The 20,569-nt window shown below is 62.5% G+C and carries 20 protein-coding genes and 1 pseudogene; 12 read left to right on the top strand and 9 right to left on the bottom strand.

What is annotated here, in order from left to right; genetic code table 11:
- Positions 1-26: 26 nt before the first annotated feature.
- Positions 27-332: a hypothetical protein gene (locus NKH78_RS24540; RefSeq protein ID WP_352507157.1), complete on the top strand. Its 306-nt coding sequence runs from the start codon at positions 27-29 to the stop codon at positions 330-332.
- 536 nt (positions 333-868) lie between these two features.
- Here NKH78_RS24540 and NKH78_RS24535 read toward each other — a convergent pair.
- Positions 869-1,723 carry an aldo/keto reductase gene (locus NKH78_RS24535; RefSeq protein WP_352884524.1) on the bottom strand — a complete coding sequence of 285 codons (855 nt, stop codon included), beginning with the start codon at positions 1,721-1,723 and terminating at the stop codon, positions 869-871.
- Positions 1,724-1,952: 229 nt separating this feature from the next.
- Between NKH78_RS24535 and NKH78_RS24530 the strand changes: the two genes are divergently transcribed.
- The 4 genes from NKH78_RS24530 to NKH78_RS24515 all read left to right on the top strand — a co-directional run bounded on the left by NKH78_RS24530 (position 1,953) and on the right by NKH78_RS24515 (position 4,320).
- Positions 1,953-2,588: an ankyrin repeat domain-containing protein gene (locus tag NKH78_RS24530; RefSeq protein WP_352740115.1), complete on the top strand. Its 636-nt coding sequence runs from the start codon at positions 1,953-1,955 to the stop codon at positions 2,586-2,588.
- Positions 2,589-2,731: 143 nt separating this feature from the next.
- Entirely contained in the window at positions 2,732-3,121 is a 390-nt protein-coding gene (locus tag NKH78_RS24525; protein ID WP_352740146.1) for an ArsR/SmtB family transcription factor, read from the top strand.
- The gene (locus NKH78_RS24520; RefSeq protein ID WP_254819403.1) at positions 3,118-3,651 is read left to right on the top strand and encodes an SRPBCC family protein; all 534 of its coding nucleotides are present in this window, start codon (positions 3,118-3,120) and stop codon (positions 3,649-3,651) included. Before NKH78_RS24525 ends, NKH78_RS24520 begins: the two co-directional genes overlap by 4 nt.
- 93 nt (positions 3,652-3,744) lie before the next feature.
- On the top strand, positions 3,745-4,320 hold the full coding sequence (locus NKH78_RS24515; RefSeq protein ID WP_352507160.1) for a dihydrofolate reductase family protein: 576 nt from the start codon (positions 3,745-3,747) through the stop codon (positions 4,318-4,320).
- A gap of 122 nt (positions 4,321-4,442) precedes the next feature.
- Here NKH78_RS24515 and NKH78_RS24510 read toward each other — a convergent pair whose 3' ends face one another.
- From NKH78_RS24510 to NKH78_RS24495, 4 genes are all read right to left on the bottom strand, one after another.
- Complete coding sequence (locus tag NKH78_RS24510; RefSeq protein WP_352507161.1) at positions 4,443-5,243, bottom strand: class I SAM-dependent methyltransferase; 801 nt, start codon at positions 5,241-5,243, stop codon at positions 4,443-4,445.
- Between the two features lie 152 nt (positions 5,244-5,395).
- Positions 5,396-6,307 carry a DUF930 domain-containing protein gene (locus NKH78_RS24505; protein ID WP_352705644.1) on the bottom strand — a complete coding sequence of 304 codons (912 nt, stop codon included), beginning with the start codon at positions 6,305-6,307 and terminating at the stop codon, positions 5,396-5,398.
- Between the two features lie 181 nt (positions 6,308-6,488).
- Positions 6,489-7,238 (bottom strand): glucose 1-dehydrogenase, encoded by a 750-nt coding sequence (locus NKH78_RS24500; protein ID WP_254819721.1) that lies wholly within the window; start codon positions 7,236-7,238, stop codon positions 6,489-6,491.
- A gap of 48 nt (positions 7,239-7,286) precedes the next feature.
- Positions 7,287-8,261 (bottom strand): sugar-binding protein, encoded by a 975-nt coding sequence (locus NKH78_RS24495; protein WP_352884521.1) that lies wholly within the window; start codon positions 8,259-8,261, stop codon positions 7,287-7,289.
- On the opposite strand from NKH78_RS24495, the pseudogene NKH78_RS24490 reads away from it, so the two are divergent.
- Positions 8,256-8,528: pseudogene (locus tag NKH78_RS24490) on the top strand (ABC transporter permease); the annotation flags it as partial. The gene NKH78_RS24495 and the pseudogene NKH78_RS24490 sit on opposite strands and share 6 nt — an antisense overlap.
- A gap of 69 nt (positions 8,529-8,597) precedes the next feature.
- On the opposite strand, the gene NKH78_RS24485 reads toward NKH78_RS24490, so the two are convergent.
- Both NKH78_RS24485 and NKH78_RS24480 read right to left on the bottom strand, forming a co-directional pair.
- On the bottom strand, positions 8,598-9,323 hold the full coding sequence (locus tag NKH78_RS24485) for an ABC transporter permease (protein WP_352884519.1): 726 nt from the start codon (positions 9,321-9,323) through the stop codon (positions 8,598-8,600).
- Between the two features lie 55 nt (positions 9,324-9,378).
- Positions 9,379-10,119 (bottom strand): ATP-binding cassette domain-containing protein, encoded by a 741-nt coding sequence (locus NKH78_RS24480; RefSeq protein WP_254819718.1) that lies wholly within the window; start codon positions 10,117-10,119, stop codon positions 9,379-9,381.
- Positions 10,120-10,572: 453 nt separating this feature from the next.
- On the opposite strand from NKH78_RS24480, the gene NKH78_RS24475 reads away from it, so the two are divergent.
- Both NKH78_RS24475 and NKH78_RS24470 read left to right on the top strand, forming a co-directional pair.
- Positions 10,573-12,006 (top strand): coiled-coil domain-containing protein, encoded by a 1,434-nt coding sequence (locus NKH78_RS24475; protein ID WP_352756019.1) that lies wholly within the window; start codon positions 10,573-10,575, stop codon positions 12,004-12,006.
- 171 nt (positions 12,007-12,177) lie between these two features.
- Positions 12,178-13,701, top strand: coding sequence for a serine hydrolase (locus NKH78_RS24470; RefSeq protein WP_502896214.1), 1,524 nt, complete (start codon positions 12,178-12,180; stop codon positions 13,699-13,701).
- 29 nt (positions 13,702-13,730) lie between these two features.
- Here the strand turns inward: NKH78_RS24470 and NKH78_RS24465 are convergent, their stop codons facing one another.
- Positions 13,731-14,666 carry a hypothetical protein gene (locus NKH78_RS24465; RefSeq protein ID WP_352740121.1) on the bottom strand — a complete coding sequence of 312 codons (936 nt, stop codon included), beginning with the start codon at positions 14,664-14,666 and terminating at the stop codon, positions 13,731-13,733.
- A 264-nt stretch (positions 14,667-14,930) separates the two neighbouring features.
- Here NKH78_RS24465 and NKH78_RS24460 point away from each other — a divergent pair, with 264 nt between their 5' ends.
- Positions 14,931-15,371, top strand: a complete 441-nt coding sequence (locus NKH78_RS24460) for a lipid-binding SYLF domain-containing protein (RefSeq protein ID WP_352507169.1) — start codon at positions 14,931-14,933, stop codon at positions 15,369-15,371.
- A gap of 18 nt (positions 15,372-15,389) precedes the next feature.
- Here NKH78_RS24460 and NKH78_RS24455 read toward each other — a convergent pair whose 3' ends face one another.
- Complete coding sequence (locus NKH78_RS24455; RefSeq protein ID WP_352705635.1) at positions 15,390-16,022, bottom strand: TetR/AcrR family transcriptional regulator; 633 nt, start codon at positions 16,020-16,022, stop codon at positions 15,390-15,392.
- A gap of 719 nt (positions 16,023-16,741) precedes the next feature.
- On the opposite strand from NKH78_RS24455, the gene NKH78_RS24450 reads away from it, so the two are divergent.
- Genes NKH78_RS24450 through NKH78_RS24440 form a run of 3 tightly spaced genes read left to right on the top strand, consistent with a single transcriptional unit; the run spans position 16,742 to position 20,525 of the window.
- Positions 16,742-17,227, top strand: coding sequence for a (2Fe-2S)-binding protein (locus NKH78_RS24450; RefSeq protein ID WP_352507171.1), 486 nt, complete (start codon positions 16,742-16,744; stop codon positions 17,225-17,227).
- Positions 17,224-18,207, top strand: a complete 984-nt coding sequence (locus NKH78_RS24445; RefSeq protein ID WP_352740122.1) for an FAD binding domain-containing protein — start codon at positions 17,224-17,226, stop codon at positions 18,205-18,207. The genes NKH78_RS24450 and NKH78_RS24445 overlap by 4 nt, the downstream gene beginning before the upstream one ends.
- The gene (locus NKH78_RS24440) at positions 18,204-20,525 is read left to right on the top strand and encodes a xanthine dehydrogenase family protein molybdopterin-binding subunit (protein ID WP_352740124.1); all 2,322 of its coding nucleotides are present in this window, start codon (positions 18,204-18,206) and stop codon (positions 20,523-20,525) included. Before NKH78_RS24445 ends, NKH78_RS24440 begins: the two co-directional genes overlap by 4 nt.
- Positions 20,526-20,569: the final 44 nt, after the last annotated feature.

Below are 20,569 nucleotides of genomic sequence, written 5' to 3'. Positions count from 1 at the left end.
AGGTGAATTCCGTAGGAGGAAATACGATGGACGAGCCCGATCGGTGGCGCCACATGTCGAGTGCGCCAAGGGACGGCAGCAGAATCCTTGTCACGGTTCGGCCATCCGAACAGGGGCCGGCCGAAGTCGACATGGCTTTCTGGGCCCGGGCCGATCAGTTCGGCAGCGAAGGCTGGAGGGCTTCCGACTCTTCTCCGGGACGCATCGTCGAATATGCCGAACCGGAGCTGAAGTGCTGGATGCCGCTGCCGTCGGCCAATCTGAGCAAGGGTTCGATGCCGAGCCCCTGGGAGGAGGATGATGTCCCGCTGCTGGATGGCTCGGGGATCTGAGGTGAGCTGTCGCGGTCGCTATAGGACCGCGTTGGGGCCGAAGCTGCCGATCTCCCCCCTCGTGGGGGAGATGTCCGGCAGGACAGAGGGGGGCGCCGTAGAACGCCGACCTCGATCGCCAAAGAGCGTTGACAATGCCTTACACGCCATTGCCTCCACGACACCGCGCAAATGCCAAATCGATGCCCAAGGCCAGCACATTGGCATTGTGACTGGGCTCGCCGCTGCATCCTGAATGGGTGGCCAAAGCGCGAGTTCCGTGAGCGACGGATGGGCAGCAGAACCCTGGCAAGACCGGCGGGACAGCGCCCCCCTTGTAACTTGGAAACGACCACTTCTCTGTCCTGCCGGACATCTCCCCCACGAGGGGGGAGATTGGCTCTCATCTCGGCTTTTCGCTAGTCTCCAACGTTGCAAGAACGGCGCTCCCGTTGAAGCTGCCAATCTCCCCCGGGGGGAGATGCCAAGTGGTGCCAAAGAGGGCAGGACACAGGGGTCGCAAAGGAATGCCAACGCCGCGGTGATGCCCGCCTTCGTCAGAACAGGAACGCGGCGGTGGCGGGGTTCGGGCCGGTGCGGCCGTCGGGCGAATCCATGCCCCGGATGAGCTCGAGGTCCTTCGCTTCCAATTCGAAATCGAAGACATCGAAATTGGCGGCGATCCGGTCCTGGTGGATCGATTTCGGGATGACGATCAGCCCTTCCTGAAGGTGCCACCTGATAATCACCTGCGCCACCGACTTGCCGTGTTTCCTGGCGATGCTTTCGAGCGTCGGGTCGCTCAACAGCCGGCCGCTGCCCAGCGGGCTCCAGCTTTCGATGCGGATGTTGTGCCTGTCGTGAAATTCGCGTTTGTCGCGCTGCTGGAAACGGGGATGGAGCTCGATCTGGTTGACTGTCGGCGAGACGCCGGTCTCGCCGATGATCCGCTCGAGATGGTCCTGATTGAAGTTCGAAACGCCGATCGACTTGATCCGGCCCGATTGCCTGAGCTCGATCAGCGTCTTCCAGGCCTCGACATATCTGTCCTGGCCGGGCACCGGCCAGTGGATCAGGAACAGGTCGAGCTGCTCGATGCCGAGCTTGCTCATCGTCTCGTTGAAAGCGCGCAGGGCGGCGTCGCGCTGATGGGCGCCGTTGCGAAGTTTCGAGGTGATGAACAGCTCGCTTCTCGGCACGCCGGCCGAGCGGATCGCCTGCCCGACGCCTTCCTCGTTCTGGTAGCCTTCGGCGGTGTCGATCAGTTTGTAGCCGGCCTCGATCCCCCAGCCCACCACCTTGGCCGTGATGGCTGGATCGACCTGCCACACGCCAAGGCCGATTTGCGGAATGGCGGAGCCGTCGTTCAATCTGATTTGTTCAGGTCTATCTAGGGTAATCTGTTCAGCCATGTTCAGGTCCTTCTGCATCATTCCGCCCGGCGCACGCTCTATCTAGTCTGGATGGCCGCCAAAGCCAGTCGATATCATGAGAATGTGAGGAGACGGACGTGAAGCGCTGATCTTCCGCTTCGGGCCGACAGCTCTCTGTGACCCACGGAGTCCAGGGAACTCCATTCAGGACGATCCCGCTGTCGCGGATTCTGTGGTATTCTGTGGACTATCCGAGGAGGCGACTGCGTTGACCAACAGCTTGGAAGGCGAAGGAGCAAGAGACTGGTCGCCCCTGCTGGTCGCGGCAGAACAAGGCGATGCGGATGCGGTTCGATCGGAATTGGCGGCTGGCGCCGAGATCAATCAGTCGGACGACGGCGGCTGGTCTGCACTTCACCTTTCAGCCCTCAATGACCGCACAGCGGTGGTCGAGGTGCTGATCGAAGACCCGGAAATCGATGTGAATGCCAGAAACAAGTGGAAGAGCACGCCCTTGAGCCTTGCGTCGGCCAAGGGACATTACGCGTGTATCTCAGGCCTCGTGAGACACCCCCAAATAGAGATCAACGCGCGAGCTGACTACTACGGTAGAACGGCTCTTATCGAGGCGGCGAAGAACGGGCATCTCGAAGTCGTCAAGTTGCTCGTGGAGAATGGCGCGGAAGTAAATCTGACCGACAAGACGGGGAGAAACAACGCGCTCATCGAGGCTATCAAAGGGCGGCACTACGAGATCGCGGAATACCTGCTGGATTCTGGGAAAGTGAGCTTTATCAACAAAGAAATAAGGCTAAACGCCCTGATCTGGGCTGGCAGCTGCCACAACCCTCAGCTTATCGAAAGGCTGGAAGCCGCGATCCACAGTTTCTTCAACGGCAAATAAGGGCCTCGCCCTTACTGTCGCGGGCCGTCCGTATCTCCCGTCACGTCGATGCGCTCGATGGCGCAAACGGCCCTGCGGCGCTTCACATAATTTATTCAACCAAACGGTTGACTATCTCAAAGCGTGCGTCTATATTCAACTACATGGTTGAATTACAAACACCTCAGATGGATGCGGTCTTTCACGCCCTTGGCGACGCCACGCGCCGGCACATGCTTCGCGATCTCGCCCATGGCGAGAAAACGGTAAGCCAGCTGGCGGAACCCTTCGCGATGTCGCTCGCGGCGGCCTCCAAGCACATCAAGGCGCTGGAGAACGCAGGGCTTATTCGTCGAGAGGTGAGGGGCCGCACGCATCTGTGCCGACTATCCCCCGGACCGCTGGCCAGCGCCCATCAGTGGCTCAGCTTCTACGAGCGCTTCTGGACCGGTCGTCTCGATGTTCTCGAACGCCTTCTTCGCGAAGAGGACGCACGCAAAGCCCAGGATGAGCCCAGGAAATCGCCCAATCCGAAAGAAGGAGACGAGCAATGAACCAGATGAGAAGCATCGACGCCTATGGCGCGCTAAGCGAGCCCGCCACGTTCACTATCCAACGCCTTTTGCCCGGACCCATCGAGCGCGTCTGGGCCTATCTCACCGAGAGTGACCTGCGCCGGCAGTGGATGGCAGCGGGGCAGATGGAAATGAAGGCGGGCAGCTCGTTCGAATTGGTCTGGCGTAACGACGAGCTGACGGACCCGCCTGGCCAGCGCCCCGCGGGCTTTCCCGAAGAGCATCGGATGGAGGGCCGGATCACCGACCTCGATCCGCCGCGCAAGCTTTCCATCACCTGGGGAAATACCGGCGGCGTCTCCTTCTTGCTGGAGGCGAAGGGTAGCGATGTGCTGCTCACCGTCGTCCATCGCCGCCTGCCGGAACGTGCAATCCAGCTCAACATCACGGCCGGCTGGCACATACACCTCGACCTGCTGGCCGCCCGCCTGGCTGGCAAGACGCCGACCTCGTTCTGGGACGGCTGGAGCCGCCTGCGGGAAGAATACGATCGCCGCCTGCCGGCCTGATGTAACTCGCGGCGTCCATCCCTGAGGTCGCCGCCAGCAACACGAAGCAACGATGAAACGTGCTTGCATCCCGCAAGCCTGATGGAGGAAGTCATGCGCAAATTGATCGCTGGGATGAAAATCTCCGTCGACGGCAAGATGGAGGGGCCCGAGGGTTACGCCGATTGGGTCGACGCGTGGTCGGACGAATATGGCCTGACGCCGCAAATCGACGCCTGCCTGCTTGGCAGCGTCATGTATGCCGGCTACGAGCGCTACTGGAGCGCCATCCAGAACGAGCCCGACAAGCCGCTGCCGATGACCGGCAAATTGCCGAAGCCGGCCGAGCTCGAATGGGCCCGATTCGCCGCGCAGACCCCGCATTATGTGCTGTCGAACACAATGACTTCGGCCGCCTGGCCAAAGACGCGCTTCGTGCGGAATTTCGAGGATATCGCTGCGCTTAAACAGAAGCCCGGCAAAGACATCTACCTTATGGGCGGCGCCCGAATTACCGCGAGCCTTATCGATGCCGGGCTGGTCGATGAGCTCAGGCTGATCGTCTATCCGCTGCTCGCCGGTGAAGGAAAGGCGCTGTTTGGGACGGCGAAAAATCGTCGTGGGCTCGAACTGCGCAAAGTGGAGCAGCTTTCGGACGGCCGCGTCAGGCTGGTCTACGGGATCGGCTAATGCAGCCACCCTTGGCGGATCTAGCGGGGCCGAAGCGGAGGCCGTCCCGTCAACAGCGGGACAAGCCGGCGCGAGGAGAGCGATGCTTCCTATGCGAAGAATGCATCCCGGCTGCCGGCCGGTCAGGCAACGATACCGCGGCAGGCCCAGGCGACATTCGCAAAGGATCTCGGGCCGTCGGGCCGGCCGGCCTCATAGGCGTCGCGCATGGCGGCGTCGACGCGCGCCCGCTCTTCTGGATCGAGCGTGGCCACATACTTGCCGAGCGGCCCTTCGCCGGCGGCTATCGGCGCCCAGTAATCGTCGAAGTTTTGATAGTCCATGCGGATCATCAGCTCGGTCTCCGTAACGTCGCGGAGACCCTGCTCGACAAAGGTCCGTTTCATTTCACCCGGCTGCATCATCGGCTGCGTGCAATAGCGGGCGCGCAGCTGGCGTCCGCCTTCGCTGAGCACCGCCACCGTGTCGATCATCATGCGCATCCCCGGCATGCCGCCGAGATGGTCCCATACCGTCGCCGCGACCACGCCGCCCGGCCGCACGACGCGGCGCATCTCGGCGACTGCCTTGCCGGCTTCGGGCACGAAATGGAGCACGAGCAGGGCCAGGGCACGGTCGAACGCGCCGTCCTCAAAGGGCAGGGCGCAGGCATCCGCCTGACGGATTTTTATCCGCGGATCGGAGTTGCGCCGGATTGCCTCCTCGACAAAAACGCCTGAAAAGTCGATCGCGGCGACCTCACGGAGGTCAGCGGCCTTGACGAGCGCGAAGGTCAGGCTGCCGGTGCCGCAACCGACGTCGAGGATCTTTTCGCCGTCTTTAAGGCCCGCAAAGTCGATGAACAGCGGCGCGAGCCTTTGGCTCCAGCGGCCCATGAGCTGCTCATAGCCGGCAGCATGGTGAACATTGAAACTTGAAGTCATCGAAGCCTCCTCCCAAAGCCGTATGCTAGACTTCGGCGGCCACTGACGAAAGCCATTTTTGGCGCGTGTTGGTTCGGTCACTCGGGCCGCGCGAAGACATCGCCGGCCGGATTTGATGGCGCCGGACAGCCGGCCTCCGTGGCCTTGACCACCTATTCGGCGGGCAACCCGCGGCGCTTCCATTCACTGCGCGGCACCGGATTTCCAACACGGAAGGCGAACGACACGACTTTCGTTGCGTCCGGATCGACCTCACAACGAAAGCTCAGATCGTACCACTGCCCGTTTGCGGGGAACGGCGCACTGGCGACGTTCATGACCGTGCCGGCCTTCAGCCGATACTCAAGCAAGCTGTCTGGGAAATAGGGGGGCGACGCGTGCACCAATTGCTGCGCGAGCTCCGTGTTGCAGAGCTGACCGATTCGTACTGCGCGCGGCACGTTTCTCATGGCGGTTGTCGCGATTGGATCATCGGTTGCTGCTTGCGAGAACAATCTTTTCGCTTCTTCAAGCTTCAACGGCTTTTGCACGTTAGCGACATCCGCCGGCTTGGGCTTTGGCGGCTGTGATGCGCCAGGCGGCGGAGCCTGGTCTTTCCCGTCGACCGCAGTCACGGCAGGTGGCTGTGCAAGATCCTGGTTATTGGGATCTTGCGGCGCGGGCGGTTGTTCCGAACCATCCTCCGCACTGTTGCCGTCCAGAGACTTGCGAGGACCGGCGTCCTTCTCACCGAATTGGAAGACAGGTCTCTGCGCGGCGACCTCACGGCTCGCCGGGGTCTCGACCTTTGCTTCCGGCGGCTTTTCCGGCTTGGGCGGTTCAGCGGGGGACGGAGGTTTGGTTTTTTCCGGCGGTTTGGGCGGCGGCACGATATCCACCGCAATGGCCTGCTCCTTCCCTGGCTGCGAGAGCGTTGCCGGCAGTCCGAACAACAAAAACGCGACGATGAGCAGATGCAGGGCAATCGAAGTGGGCAAGGCCCACCCGAATACCCGGCGCTGATCCCGTATGTCGTTTCTCATCGTGGCCGGTGTGTGGAATGAAATATTGGCGGCATCAAGCATCGATGCCGCCAGACGTCGAAATAACCCGTTGCGAATCGAGAGTCGGCGGCTGCAATACGGCGCGCCATCCAATCGTGTGGCGTCTGCGTCCGCGCAGGGGGACCGGGCCAGCAGCACATGCAGCAAGTCGTTTCAGGCGGCTAGCAGGCACGCCCTGTCGGCACGGTGTCGCCGGTTGAAATCACAGGGAAACCGATAGCCCGCCGTCAACGGCCAGCACGTGCCCGTTGACGTAAGCGGCAGCGTCGGAGGCGAGAAACACCACGGCTCCGCCGAGTTCCTCAGGCTGGGCCCAGCGGCCCGCGGGGGTTCGTGCCTCGACCCATTTGGTGAAGGCCTCGTCGTGCATAAGTGCGGTGTTGAGCTCGGTGGCGAAATAGCCTGGGGCGATCGCGTTGACGGTGATGCCGTGGCGGCCCAGCTCAGCGGCAGTTGAGCGTGTCAGCCCGTGCAGCCCCGCCTTTGCCGCCACATAGGCGTGAATGGTGGGACGGCCAAGGATCGCAGCGACCGATCCGGTGTTTATTATGCGCCCGAACTTGTTTGGCAGCATCAGGCGCACCGCGTCGCGCATCATGCGGAAGCAAGCCGACAGATTGACGGCAACCACGTGGTTGAAATCCTCGTCCTGCCATTCGACCAGCGGCTTACGATGCTGGATGCCGGCGTTGTTGACCAGAATGTCGAGGCGGCCGTGGCGTTCGACGATTCCTTCGAGCGACGCCCTTGAGATCGCCGCGTCGGTGACATCGAACGGCAGGGCTTCTGCACCTATCCTGTCCGCCGCGGCGGAAAGGGCGGCCACGTCGCGGGCGTTGACGACCACCGTCGCGCCGTTCTCCGCAAGTGCCTTGGCCATGGCAAAACCAAGGCCACGCGAGGCGCCCGTGACCAATGCGACACGGCCCTTGAGCGAGAACAATTCCGGCATTGAGATCCCCTATGGAAAAGGGCGGGAGTTTCCTCCCGCCCAAAAGCACTATTTAGCGACGCAGGTGTCGGCTGTCTCCGGAGTGCAGACATCGAGGCCCGTGTAGGTCGGGTCGGCCGGCGGAGCCTTGCCATCCTTCATGTCCTTCAGCGCCATCATCGTCTTGTAGCCCATCTCGAACGGCCGCTGGCCGACCTGGCCAAGCGAGAAACCTTCCTTCATCTGGTCGATCTGTACCGGAAGCGTGTCGGCGACGACAAGGGCCAGGGCCTTCGAGGCGATCTTGTCCTTGTACGGTGCGACGGCGGCGCGGTTGGCATCAGGGATGAACTGCGGGAAGCCACCGGTTGGGACAAACGCGTCGAGGTTCGGGTTTTTCGCCATGATATCCTCGAACTGTTGCACCGAAAGCGGGAAATCATCGTTGGTGTAGAGCGGACAGCCTTCGATTTCGGTCCAGCCGTTCTGGCCTGTCAGCCGATCTCCGGGCGAGGCCGCCGATTTGGTGCCCGAAAGCGTATCGCGAATGCCCTGCATGCGCTCGTTGTGGTTGGCCGCCGCGGCGCCGCCGGACTGGATGCAGATCGTGCCGCCTTTGGGCTTGATCTGCATGACAAGCTTGGCGAGGTTCACACCGATCTCGTAATTGTGGGTGCCGATGTAGGCAACGCGCAGATCCTTGTTTTCGGGCAGGAGATCGGAGTCCCAGGTGAGAACCGGGATACCGGCCTCCTTGGCGGCCTGCAGCGCAACCGCCATCGCTGCGGCGTTCGAAGGCGACACGGCGATGCCGTCCACCTTCTTGGCTACGAGGTCCTGCACGATCTGCACCTGCTCGTCGCCGCCGCCATGTTCGCCGGGGCCGATATACATGCACTCTACAGCGCCATTGGATTCGGCCTCGGCCTTCTTGCAGCCGTCGCGTGCCTGGTCGAAGAAAGGATTGTTCATGTTCTTCGGCACCAGGGCGAAGGTGTATTTCGCCTGGGCGCCGGAAGCTCGGCCATCAATGCCATGGGCCAAGGCTATGAGCTGCGCGTTATCGCCGCGACAGTCATTGGCGGCGCCAGCCTCATGGGCGGCGCCGGCACGGCCTTCGGTGCGATCATCGGTTCCGCCTTCCTCGAGGTGATCAGGAACGCGCTGCTGATGGCCGGCATCGATTCAAACTGGCAGGGTGCCTTCGTCGGCGCCTTCATCGTTCTTGCGGTTCTCTTGGGCATGCAAACCGGCGGCAAATCGATTCTCGCCGCGTCGCTGGCAGTCTTGATGCCCAAAAAACGCCGCTAGAAACCCGCCGGCGGGAGGCTTGCGGGACATCACACCAAGGAGGAGAACGTCACATGAAAAAACATCTGCTCACGGCCGCCGTCGCGCTTGGCGCAATGGTGCTCGCCGTTCAACGCCGGTGAGCCGTGCCGCCTCCTCATTGCCGCCGATGGCGAAGAGATGCCGGGCCCAGGCAGTGAAGTTAAACACGAAGCCGACAATCAGGGCCAGGATCACCATGGTCCAGAATTGTGACGACAGTTCTGGTATCCAATGCGGTGCCCAGTCGTCCAGACCATGCCGCGGCCATTTCCCCTGACCGATTGCCTTTACGATCGGGGCATCGGGCCCGAACTGGTAGAGCATCTGGTTGGCCGAGAATACGACCGCCAGCGAGCGCGCGACGGACAGCATGCCGAGGGTGACCACAAAGGACGGCATCCCGACATAGGCGACAAAGAATCCATTGACCGCGCCACACGCCAGACCGGAGAAAAGGCCCATGGCGAAGGCGACGTACCAGGGATAATGCCAGGTGAGGAACAGGCCGGCGACGATGACCACGAGACCCATGACGGAGCCGACCGACAGATCTATGCCGCCGGTGATGATGACGATCGTCATGCCAAGTGCCATGATGCCGAAAGGTGCGAAATTGCGCGTCACATTGGCGACGTTTTCAGAGGTGCCGAAGCTCGGCTCCATCGCAGTCATCAACATGACGAGCGCAATGAGCGCGATCGTCACCCAGAAGGGCTGACTTGAAATCACACGTTGGAGAACTGTTTTTTCCTTGGTCGGAACGAAATCCGACATGGCCGGCCGGCCATGTTCTTCGACTGAGCCCTGAACGCCAACTGACTCCTGAACACTATTCGCCACGGATGGCCCCCGTTATCAGTCCAGTGATTTCCTCGGGCGACGTTTTGTCGGCTGGCTTGTCGGCAACTTTTGAGCCCCGCCTGAGGACGATAATACGATCTGCCACGGCGAACACATCAGGCATTCGGTGACTGATCAGCATGACGCCGACTCCTTGTGCTTTGAGGCGCCGGATCAGTTCGAGTACTTCCGCCACCTGGCGCACTGAGATGGCGGCCGTTGGTTCGTCCATCAGCACCAGCTTGGCATTTGAAAGTCGGGTCCGCGCGATGGCGACCGCCTGGCGCTGCCCACCCGACATCTTTCTGACGAGGTCGCGCGGCCGGGTTTCCGATTTGAGTTCCTTGAACAGCGCAGCCGAGCGATCGATCATCGCCTGCTTGTCAAGAATCCTGATCGGCCAGAAGCCTTTCTTGATCTCGCGCCCCAGAAAGACGTTCTGCGCGGCTGTCAAGTTATCGGCGAGCGCCAGGTCCTGATAAACAACTTCGATCCCTTTGGCGCGGGCCTGCACAGGCTGGTGGAAGTGGCACACCTCGCCCTCGACTACAATTTCGCCGTCGCTCGGAGGAAAATTCCCGGCCACCGTCTTGACTATCGTCGATTTGCCGGCGCCGTTATCCCCCATGAGACCAACGACTTCGCCTCGCTCCACCTGGAAGCTGACGTCGGTCAGGGCCTGGATAGCCCCGAAATTCTTGGAGACGTGGCGAACCTCAAGCACCGGCATCGCGGTCCTCCCGGGACAACATTTTGTCGGTCTTGTCCCTGGTCTATTCACAGCAGCTAATCAGCGAAACGTATTCAACACAATCATTTATTAGGTCAGGCCTCTCGGCAGTGACACGCGTCGTCCTAGGCCGTGACCTTGTAGCTGCTGCAGAACACCGAGGCGCTCGGCCGGTCCTTAAGACAATTACCAGGCGATTCTCAGGCTTGCGCCGCTTCATATCCGTCTCGGGTGAAATGAGTGGCATTTTGCGAGCGGTGCCAACGCCTCGGGTATGGAGCGCGGCAGAACACGGCTTTACGTCATTCAAACACACGAGGACAGTGGCCAAGCCTGTCCCTAGCCTGCGTCGGCCAGAGCGCACGTCAGGAGATGAACCCCGTATTCGGGGAGGCGAGGTCAAGAGTTGAAAGTCCGCTCCTTAACGGCGCTGCACGAGAGGGATATTCGGTCATGAATTTCAAAGGTTTGATCAAGCGTGCCGAGACTGTGGAAAGAGCGTTCAAGGAGCTCGAAACCGATTTGGCGGATGCGTTTAGCGAATGTCTCAACGTGGACGATCAGCCGCCGCTGAACGACGTCACTGTGCCGGATGAGACGGTATCGGATGAGAATCTCGGGGCAACGGATGACAGCTCGCAGATCGAGGCCAATGCGGACGCCTTCGAGACCGCACGACGGCTGTCCCCCCATACGCAAACCCGGCTGGCTGCCTTAAGCGCGGTCGATGGGCTCTTTCACGACGCGCAGGAGTATCTGGGGGAGATCAATGCGAAACTGTCGGAGATCGCGACCTCGCATCATCTGACGGGCGAATTTCTAAAACTGCTCCACGGCGACATTCTTCGCGCCAACGAATTGGAGCTGGCAAATACTGGCCTGACCGCGCAGCAAAGGGTGCTGTCCGAACAGCTCCACGATGCAACCAGAAAGCAGCGCGAGCGCGACAGCGCTATCGAGGCCCTGCAGCAGCACGAGGCAAGCCTGGTCGAGGACAAGGAAGCACTTCGCGGCGCGCTGGCTGCGGCAAGGCTGGAACTTGTCGTGGCAGGCAATGCGAGCGCAAAACGCGAGGCCGAGTTCGGCGAGCTTGTCAAAACACTCTCAGCCAGAGCCGTCGAGGCCAACAGACGCTCGCGCGAGAACGAAATGCTGCGGGAGAAACATGTCAGCTTGTCGATCGACCTCGACAAGGCGCTGAAACGGGAAGCCGAGGCCCGGCACAGGCTGGACGAACTCTCGACTGTCCATGCCAATGATGCCGCGCAGCTTTCGGAACTGCTGGCCGCGCTTGGCAAGAGCGAGAAAGAGGAGATGCGGCTGCAGAAATCGCTCGATATGGCGCAGGCGAAGCTATCGGAAATAACGGAAGCAGCCCGCCTCAGGGACGGTGACAGGGAAGCCGAGCTTGCACGCAGTGTCGCGGAGATGACCGGCTTGCGTTCTGAAATCGAGGACCTTCGATCGCGGCTGGAGGCCGCCTCCAACCAGAACAGCGAAGCCGCCAGCGAGATCGCCAGGCTCAAGGCCCAAGCGAGCGACGCGGTGGCCGAAAGGCAAATTGTCGAGCAAAAATTGTCTGCTCTCATGAAAGAGAGCGAAAACGACAAGATGAACCTTTCCGCAATCAGCGCAAATTTTTCGCAGCTTTCTCTGCAACAGGCATCCGAACAGATACAGTTCGACGTCCAGAGGCAGGAATGCGAGGATCTGCGAGCCGAAGTCGCGTCGCTTCAAGCCCGGGTCAAGGAACTGTTGCCCTATGAGCGGCTCCACAAGGTCACCAACGCCAGACCGCGTGAAGACGGCGTGGTCGAGATCACCGCCGCGGTGGCGGAGAAGGCCCGCGCCGGCAGGCGGCGCCTCCGCCTGCGCGCTGCATCCTAGCTCAGGCGCGGCTGTCTGAATTTCGACTGGTGTGATGCGGACATCCGTCAATGGATGGCGGGTCGAGGGTGAGGCTGGCCTTCCCTGCGTCGGCCTGCAATAGTGCACGCCGGTGAAGCGGAGGGGCTGAGCATGCGGCTGTTCATAAACCGGAATCACCTCCGGTGGAGGATGTTGGCCTTCATCGCAATCATGACGCTTTTGCCGAAGGCGGCGTCGGCCGATACCATCCCACCCGACAGGATCGCCGCCGCTCTGTCGAAGCTCGAATTGCTTGCCGAAGGCGTCGTCGCGGATGGTAGCGTGCCCGGTCTGGCCATCGGCGTCGTGCACGGCGACGAGGTGATCTTCCTCAAGGGGTTCGGGCATCGCGAAGCCGGAAAACCGGAGATCGTCGATGCCGACACGGTCTTCCAGATTGCCTCGCTCTCCAAGCCGGTCTCCGCCACCGTCGTGGCGGCGCTGGTCAGCGACGGGATCGCTTCGTGGGATTCCAAGATCGCCGACCTCGATCCGGCTTTCCGGCTCGCTCAGCCCTATCCGACCAGCGAACTCACGGTCCGCGATCTGTTTGCACACCGCAGCGGGCTTCCCGGCACCGCCGGCGACGACCTCGAGGACATCGGCTATGACCGCGCGGAGATCCTGCGCCGCCTGCGGTTCGTGTCGCCGTCATCCAGCTTTCGCGCGGGCTATTCCTACAGCAATTTCGGACTGACCGAGGGTGCCGTCGCGGCCGCGAAGCCGACAGGCAAATCATGGGAAGAGGTCGCCGAAGAGAAGCTCTACCGTCCGCTTGGAATGGCCTCGACCAGTTCCCGTCATTCGGACTTCATCAAGCACGCCAACCGCGCCGAGCTCCACGCCAAAATCGATGGCGCGTGGACCGCCAAGGTCCAGCGCTATCCGGATGCGCAGGCGCCAGCAGGCGGCGTCAGTTCCACCGCACGCGACCTCTCGCAATGGATGCGCCTTGTGCTCGGCAACGGGGACTACGCCGGCAAGAGACTCATTGCCGCCGATGCGCTGGACCAGACACATATTCCCTTGATGGTTCGCGGCAAGAACCCCGTCTCCGGAGGCGAGGCCTTCTACGGCCTCGGCTGGAATGTCGAATTCGGCCGGCACGGACCGATCTGGGGTCATGCGGGCGCCTTCAGCGCCGGCGCCCGCAGTCTGGTGATGCTCTTTCCCGAGGAGAAGCTTGGCATCGTCGTCATCGCCAACGCCTTTCCGACAGGCGTGCCGGAGGGACTGTCCGACAGCTTCGCCGATCTCGTCTTCGACGGAACGCTGGGAAAGGACAAGGTAAAGGCTTGGAATGATATCTATGCAGGCATGTTCGGCCCGGTGATTGCGGCGGCCAAGGCTACCTATGCCGCGCCGCCCTCTCCAGCAAGTCCGGCGGCGCCGGCCAGCGCCTATGCGGGCCGTTACTTCAACGACTTCATCGGCGATGCTATTGTGTCAGGCGAAGGAGACGCTCTTGTCCTCAAGGTCGGGCCTGCCGGTGCGCGGTCCTATCCACTGAAGCATTTCAACCGCGACCTCTTCGTGACCTTCCCCGATGCCGAGATGCCGGACAGGCCTTCGGCCGTCAGCTTTGCCCTCGGCCCCGACGGCAAGGCGTCGGCCATGACCGTCGAATTTCTCGACGACAATCGTCTCGGCACGCTGCAACGCGTGGGGGATTAGCCGCCGCCGGGCGGGCGATGCTTGCCGGTTCAGGATGCCGGGCCGAACTGGAGCAATTTGAAGCAATCGCCGCTTCCCGACTTCAACTGCGTCAGGAAGCCTTTTGACCGATCGATCCATTCCTGGTGCGACGTGGCATCGGCTTCGATCTCATTGGCCGGTGCAAGCTTGACGAAGTCGCGCCCCTTGCTGAAAAGCCAGCACGCGCGGCCGAGAAACCGCCTGCTGCGCTGGCGCAGGAGGTCGGCATCATAAAACACGTCGAGCACCTCCTGCTTGATCTTCCGCTCCTTTTCGGGCTTGGCGATCGCAACCTCGATAGGCTCGCCGCCGATCGCATCCTGCAGGTCCTTGTAATCAAGGGCCATCTGGGTGGTGGCATATTTGATGTCGCTCTCGTCCCGGACGACGTTGAACCATAGCGTTGGGTTGAGCTCGTTGACGACGAACGATGCTTCGAAATCGCGCGACAGATTCAGGATATCGAACCCCTGAACATCGACGTCGCGCTCGACCAGAAGGATCTGGGAAACCTGCTTGGCGAGCGCCGTTCCGTGGGCGCTGACAGCGGCGTTGTCACCGCCGTGTTCCGGACTGACATAAGCACCACCATCATCCAGCAGCGCGTCGAATTCGCCGAGGGCCTCCACGACAGCGCTGCCGCGGGCAACACGTGCCGCCAGTTTGGCGAGAACCTGCTGGAGCTCCGCTTCGCGTTTGCGCTGGTCCTGATAATTCTGCTGGAAAAAGAAGATGAACAGGGACACGCCAATCCCGATCATGATCACGCCCAGCTGCGAAAAGATGTTGCGATAATATTCCAGCAGCTTTTCACGATGGCGTACGTCGTCGCGCACGCTGTGCGCCACGCGAAGATTGACGATCAGCGAAAGGACCAGCAGCCCGGCACCGACCAGGATAAGGCCGCCGATCAGGAGGTAGCCATGCCGTGAGTTGAAATCCATTCCTTTGCCGCGCTCCCGAAACCCCAGGACAGCGCAGACTAATACCATTCCGCCTCAACACCTACGATCATCCCCACCATCAGTCATGTTCTTACAGCCAGGACTACGCTCGCCATCCGCCTCGTTTCGTAGCGGTCTTCTCGCAGCCGGATTCAGGCCGCGTGCTTGGAACCAATGACGGGCGAGACTGTTCAGCTATGACTTTGATACGGCGCCGACGTGCCCGGCCGGCTGGGCATGCGGCGATCTTGAGGAGTTCTCATCATGAAGATTTCGTCCAGATTTCGTTCAGTCGCGGTTGCCGTCATAACTGCGGCGGCAGTTAGCTTTGCCAGCGTCGCACATGCCGACAGCGGTACGATCCGCTTCGCCATCTACAAGGCGGCCTTCTTCATCGGCGGCGCCGGAGGCGAGGGCACACTGACCTTCCATGGTCGCCGGTATCCCATCTCGGTCGGCGGCATCTCGGGCGGCCTCGCCTTCGGTGCCTCCAAGACCTATTTCAAAGGTACCGTGCGCCACATACGGCGCGCCCGGGATGTGACGGGGGTTTACGGCGCAGCGGGCGGTGGCGGCGCGCTCGGCAAAGGAGCCCAGGTGATCGTCATGACCAATGACAAGGGTGCCCAACTCGAACTCACAGGCAGGCAGGTAGGCCTGCAAGTCAATGCCGATCTCAGCGGTATGAGCATCTCGCTGAAATAAGGACAGTCACTGCATTCGTTATTCCTTGGATGGGCGGGATTTGGCCGCTCCAAACCGCAGCCCATCCATCAGCAGCGACACCAATCGGCGCGAGCGGTCGCGCCAGTCCTTGGTGTCCGGGGCCGAATAGATGCCGCCCAGCGCATGCAGCACGTCGGAGGCATCGACGTCGCTGCGGATCGAGCCGTCGGCGACCGCGGCATCGATCAGCCGCCGCAAGGCGAGCGTCACCCTGCCCGAAACGTCGGAGAACAGGGTGGAGTTGGTCGTGAGCAGGATGCGCAGGCTTGTCGACAGCCCGCGCTTGGTGGCGATGTAGTCGACGAAGCGCTGCATCCATTGTTCAAGCGCCACGTCGGGCGAATGATCGTGGGCGAGTTCGTCGGCCGCCTGGCACAGCCCTTCCACTTCGCGCCGATAAACCACCTCGACCAGATGCTCGCGGGTTGGGAAATGCCGGTAGAGCGTGCCGATGCCGACGCCGGCCTGGCGCGCAATCTCCTCCAGCGAGGCGTCGACGCCATGCGCGGCAAAGGCCTTTGCCGCGACCTCGACCAGCGCGTCGCGGTTGCGCTGCGCGTCGGCGCGCAGCGGTTTTGCAACGGCGGTTTCGGTTTTGTCTCCAGGTATGACGGGCGGCTCCGCGGCCAATTTCTTCTCCAGTGCTGATCCGAAGCATAACCGGATAGGCAGGCCCCGTTTCAAGAACGCAGACTCTTCCACCTTCGTTACGTCTCCGACAAATATAATCGCAAGTAACTATAATCACAGGATCGAGTTTGGGCCGGCGTTCCGGCAGGCGAGGCATCTTGCCCGCCTCCGGTGCACGGCGGGTGACGACGGAGGATATTTCCTCGCGGCCGGCACTCCTCATCTGTTCGGCCGATGCCGTGGGGCAAAAATGAGCCCACGTTGAGCGCGATCCCCTCAGGATCATTGGACTGTCCTGCCCCTACAGACAGTCCAGAGAGCACCACCGGCTTGGGCCGGTGGTGCTTTTTTGTCTCCCGGCATGACGGCTGGCTGCCCGCCCCCAATTTTCTCCAATTTCGATCAATTTCGATCCGGGGCTTGAACAGGGCGGAGCAGGCCCCTAGTTAATAAACGGAGGCGCCTCCGATTTGTGGAGCGCCTTTATCATGTAATCACGGGATCATGTAATCACGGGATCGGGTATGTCACGTCTTTCAACCTCGCAAACCGCGGCCCTCCCGGAGGTCGCATCAAGCCAAGCGGACCCCCGCTGCCCTGCCGGGCATCTCCCCGCAAGGGGAGATTAGCCTTCACCTAGCCATAAGCTGACCTTGCCGCTCGCTGGCCGGGCGCCAGATCATCCCCTCTCGCGTCAAGCAACTGGAGCCAGACGCCCCATGACAAGCAAAACCCGAACTCCGATCCAACTTCAAATCAACGGACATCGACATGAGCTCGAGGCAGAGCCGCGTGTTACCCTGCTCGACGCCTTGCGCGATCATCTCGGCCTGACCGGCACCAAGAAGGGCTGCGACCAAGGCCAGTGCGGCGCCTGCACCGTCCATATCGACGGCCAGCGCGTGCTGGCCTGCCTGACTCTTGCCGCGCAGGCCGAAGGACGTGCCATCACCACCATCGAAGGGCTTGCCGGGGAGGATGGCGCGCTACATGCGGTGCAGGCCGCCTTCCTCGAACAGGATGCCTTCCAGTGCGGCTATTGCACGCCGGGCCAGATCATGTCGGCGGTCGCCTGCATTCGCGAAGGCCATGCCGGCTCCGATGAGGAGATCCGCGAATACATGGCCGGCAATCTCTGCCGCTGCGGCGCATATCCGCATATCGTCGCCGCCGTGCGCCAGGCAGCCGTGGAGGCCACATCATGAGGGACTTTTCGTATCTCCGTGCCGGCTCGGTCGACGCAGCGCGTGAGGCAGCAGCACTGCCCGGCGCCATGCTGCTCGCCGGCGGCACGACGCTTGTCGATCTCGCCAAATGCGGCGTTGCCGAACCCGAGATCGTGGTCGACATCACCCATCTCACCGGACTGGACACGATCGTGATCGATGACCGGGGCGCCACGGTCGGGGCGCTGGCCAGGATGAGCACCGTGGCCGACCATGCCGGTATCAAGAGCGGGTTCCCTGCCGTCTCAGAGGCGCTGTGGCAGGCGGCATCGGCGCAGCTGCGCAACATGGCGACGATCGGCGGCAATCTGATGCAGCGTACGCGCTGCCCCTATTTCCGCGACCCGGCGAATTTTCCCGCCTGCAACAAGCGCTCGCCCGGCAGCGGCTGCTCGGCTATCGGCGGCGTCACCCGCGGCCATGCCGTGCTCGGGACCAGCGAGGCCTGCATCGCCACCTATCCCGGCGACCTGGCGGTTGCACTCGCCGCTTTCGACGCAATCGTCCATCTCGGTGACCGCCAAATCGCCGTCGATAACTTTTTTCTGCTGCCGGGCAGCACGCCCGACAACGAACATGCGATCGAGCCCGGCGAGATGATCACCGCGATCGGCATTCCCGCTTCGGCCGCCGCCCGCCGCTCGACCTATCTCAAAGTCCGTGACCGCCAGTCCTATGAATTCGCCGCGGCAAGTGCCGTGGTCGGTATCGAGTTCGAGGCCGACGGAAGGACGATCCGCGATCTTCGCGTCGCGCTTGGCGGCGTCGCCACCAAGCCATGGCGCGCCCGCGCCGTCGAAGAGGCGCTGAAAGGCAAAGTGCTCGAGCCGGAGGTCGTCAGGCAAGCCAGCCTGCTCGCCGTCGAGGGCGCCGTCGACCATGGCGCCAACCACCACAAGATCCAACTGGCGCCGCGCGTCGTCACCCGCGCCATCCTAAAAATGGGAGAAACGGCATGACCGTTCACGAGTTGAGAGCAAGACCCGGCGATGCCAAACACGGCGACGCTTCGGACGGTGCCGTCCTCGCCGATCAGGTCGGCGGCCGGCTGTCTCGCGTCGACGGCCCGGCCAAGATCACCGGTGCCGCCAAATATGCCGTCGAGCAGCAGCTCGAGGGACTTACCCATGCGGTGCTGGTCGAGAGCACCATTGCCGCCGGCCGGGTGCGTTCGATCGACACGGCCGCGGCCGAAGCGTCGCCCGGCGTGCTGCTGGTGCTGACGCCTGACAATATCCTGCCGCTGAGAACCGCAACGGACTGGCTGGGCACGCCGCCGCCGGATGTCGCCTATTGCCCGCTGGCGCGCGACATCACCTTCAGCGGCCAGCATGTCGCGGCGGTGGTGGCCGAGAGTTTCGAGCAGGCGGCAGCGGCCGCGGCGCTGGTCAAGATCGCCTATGACGAGGCGCCGGCGATCGTCGACCTCAGCGATCCGAAGGCCGGCGACGGCATCCCGGTCGACGCCATGACCAAGGAATGGGGCGAGGCGGAGACAGCGTTCGCCTCGGCTCCGGTCAGGATCTGCAACGCTTACAACACGCCGCGCGAATACCAGGCGCCGATGGAGCCGCATGGCCTGATCGCAAAGTGGCAGGGCGACCAGCTGACGGTCTGGGAGCCGAGTCAATGGGTCGACGGCATGGCGCGGACCTATGCCGAATGGTTTGGCGTGCCGTTCGAGAATGTGCGCCTTGTCTCGCCCTATATTGGCGGCGGCTTCGGGTCCAAGGCGTTCGCCTATGGCTACGGCGCGGTGGCGGCAGCGGCCGCGAAAATGCTGGGACGGCCGGTGAAGCTGGCGGTCACCAGGCCGCAGACCTTCACCGCCTATGGCGGACGGGCGGCGACGCGCCAGACGGTAGCGCTCGGCGCCGATCGCGACGGCAAAATCCAGTCGATCGTGCATCGCGGCGTCAACGAGACCTCTGTCGACGGCATGTGGGTCGAGCCGCTCGGCTCGGTCACCTCGGTCATGTACGCGACGCCGAATTTCTCGTCGCGGCAGAACGTCGTGCGGGTCAACACGGTGGTGCCGGGGGCATTGCGCGCGCCGGGCGAGAACCCGAGCGCCTTCGGCATCGAAAGCGCCATTGACGAGCTCGCTTACGAGGCCGGCATCGATCCGCTGGAAATCCGGCTCAGGAACTATGCCGAGCAGGACCCGCATGCCAAGAAGCCGTGGTCGACACGGCAGCTGCGTGAGGCCTTCGCCGCCGGCGCCGAAGCCTTTGGCTGGTCGAAGCGGAACCCCCGGCCGCGTTCGATGCGCGACGGCAACCAGCTGATCGGCTGGGGTGTCGCCGCCGGCACCTATCCGGTGCGGCGCGCCTATGGCGAGGCCATGGTGCGCATCCTGGCCGACGGCTCGGTCGAGGTCGAAAGCTCATCGATCGACATGGGGCAAGGCACCTACACGATCCTGGCGCAGACCGCCGCCGAGGTGGTGGGCGTGCCGGCGGAAAACGTCGTCGTCAAGCTTGGCGATTCCCGCTATGCGCGAGCCGGCGTCACCGGCGGTTCGCGGCTGGCCGGGGTGATGACCGGCGCCGTCCACAAGGCGACGAGTGCCGCGCTCGACCAACTGATCGGGCTCGCCATCAGCGATCCGGCTTCGCCGTTCCATGCGCTGCAGGCCAACACGCTCGTCGTCGCCAATGGCCGCATCGCTTCACCGCGCGGCAACGGCCCTGAAGTTTCCATCGCCGAACTGCTCAGGAGCGTCGGGCGCGAGCATATCGAGGCGAAGGGCGACACCATGCCGGCCAATTCGACGGTCGAGGACCGCTACAAGAACTACACCACCATAGCCATGGCGCTGCCACACACCGAGGGCGACTATTCCCGCTACAGCTGGTGCGCGCATTTCATCGAAGTGCGCGTCGACGAGGACTTTGGCACGGTTCGTGTGTCGCGTGTGGTGTCGGCGCTGGATTCGGGCCGGCTCTACAACCCCAAGCTCGCCGAAAGCCAGTGGAAGGGCGGTATCATCATGGGCATCGGCCAGGCGCTGCTCGAGGAAGGCATCGTCGACCGCCGGCATGGGCGCATCGTCAACAACAATCTCGCCGACTATCTCATCGCCACGAATGCCGACATTCCCGATATCGAGGTGATCTCGGTCGGTATTCCCGATCCGCACTCCTCGGTGCTTGGCGGCAAGGGGGTCGGCGAACTGGGCATTGTTGGCGTGGCGCCGGCGATCGCCAACGCGGTGTTCCACGCCACCGGGAAAAGGGTGCGGGACCTGCCGATCACGCTGGAGAAGCTGATTTAAGAGCAGACAGCGAAGCTGCCAATCTCCCCCCTTGTGGGGGAGAT

Source organism: Mesorhizobium sp. M0910 (assembly GCF_040319465.1).
Lineage (GTDB): Bacteria > Pseudomonadota > Alphaproteobacteria > Rhizobiales > Rhizobiaceae > Mesorhizobium.
This window is presented reverse-complemented; position numbering and strand designations above follow the sequence as displayed.

Coding starts and splice junctions, on each gene's coding strand:
- NKH78_RS24450 (WP_352507171.1), top strand. CDS start 16,742: ATGACAAGCAAAACCCGAACTCCGATCCAACTTCAAATCAACGGACAT.
- NKH78_RS24480 (WP_254819718.1), bottom strand. CDS start 10,119: ATGCCGGTGCTTGAGGTTCGCCACGTCTCCAAGAATTTCGGGGCTATC.
- NKH78_RS24485 (WP_352884519.1), bottom strand. CDS start 9,323: ATGTCGGATTTCGTTCCGACCAAGGAAAAAACAGTTCTCCAACGTGTG.
- NKH78_RS24510 (WP_352507161.1), bottom strand. CDS start 5,243: ATGACTTCAAGTTTCAATGTTCACCATGCTGCCGGCTATGAGCAGCTC.
- NKH78_RS24460 (WP_352507169.1), top strand. CDS start 14,931: ATGAAGATTTCGTCCAGATTTCGTTCAGTCGCGGTTGCCGTCATAACT.
- NKH78_RS24465 (WP_352740121.1), bottom strand. CDS start 14,666: ATGGATTTCAACTCACGGCATGGCTACCTCCTGATCGGCGGCCTTATC.
- NKH78_RS24505 (WP_352705644.1), bottom strand. CDS start 6,307: ATGCTTGATGCCGCCAATATTTCATTCCACACACCGGCCACGATGAGA.
- NKH78_RS24445 (WP_352740122.1), top strand. CDS start 17,224: ATGAGGGACTTTTCGTATCTCCGTGCCGGCTCGGTCGACGCAGCGCGT.
- NKH78_RS24525 (WP_352740146.1), top strand. CDS start 2,732: ATGGTTGAATTACAAACACCTCAGATGGATGCGGTCTTTCACGCCCTT.
- NKH78_RS24515 (WP_352507160.1), top strand. CDS start 3,745: ATGCGCAAATTGATCGCTGGGATGAAAATCTCCGTCGACGGCAAGATG.
- NKH78_RS24520 (WP_254819403.1), top strand. CDS start 3,118: ATGAACCAGATGAGAAGCATCGACGCCTATGGCGCGCTAAGCGAGCCC.
- NKH78_RS24475 (WP_352756019.1), top strand. CDS start 10,573: ATGAATTTCAAAGGTTTGATCAAGCGTGCCGAGACTGTGGAAAGAGCG.
- NKH78_RS24440 (WP_352740124.1), top strand. CDS start 18,204: ATGACCGTTCACGAGTTGAGAGCAAGACCCGGCGATGCCAAACACGGC.
- NKH78_RS24535 (WP_352884524.1), bottom strand. CDS start 1,723: ATGGCTGAACAGATTACCCTAGATAGACCTGAACAAATCAGATTGAAC.
- NKH78_RS24470 (WP_502896214.1), top strand. CDS start 12,178: ATGTTGGCCTTCATCGCAATCATGACGCTTTTGCCGAAGGCGGCGTCG.
- NKH78_RS24540 (WP_352507157.1), top strand. CDS start 27: ATGGACGAGCCCGATCGGTGGCGCCACATGTCGAGTGCGCCAAGGGAC.
- NKH78_RS24500 (WP_254819721.1), bottom strand. CDS start 7,238: ATGCCGGAATTGTTCTCGCTCAAGGGCCGTGTCGCATTGGTCACGGGC.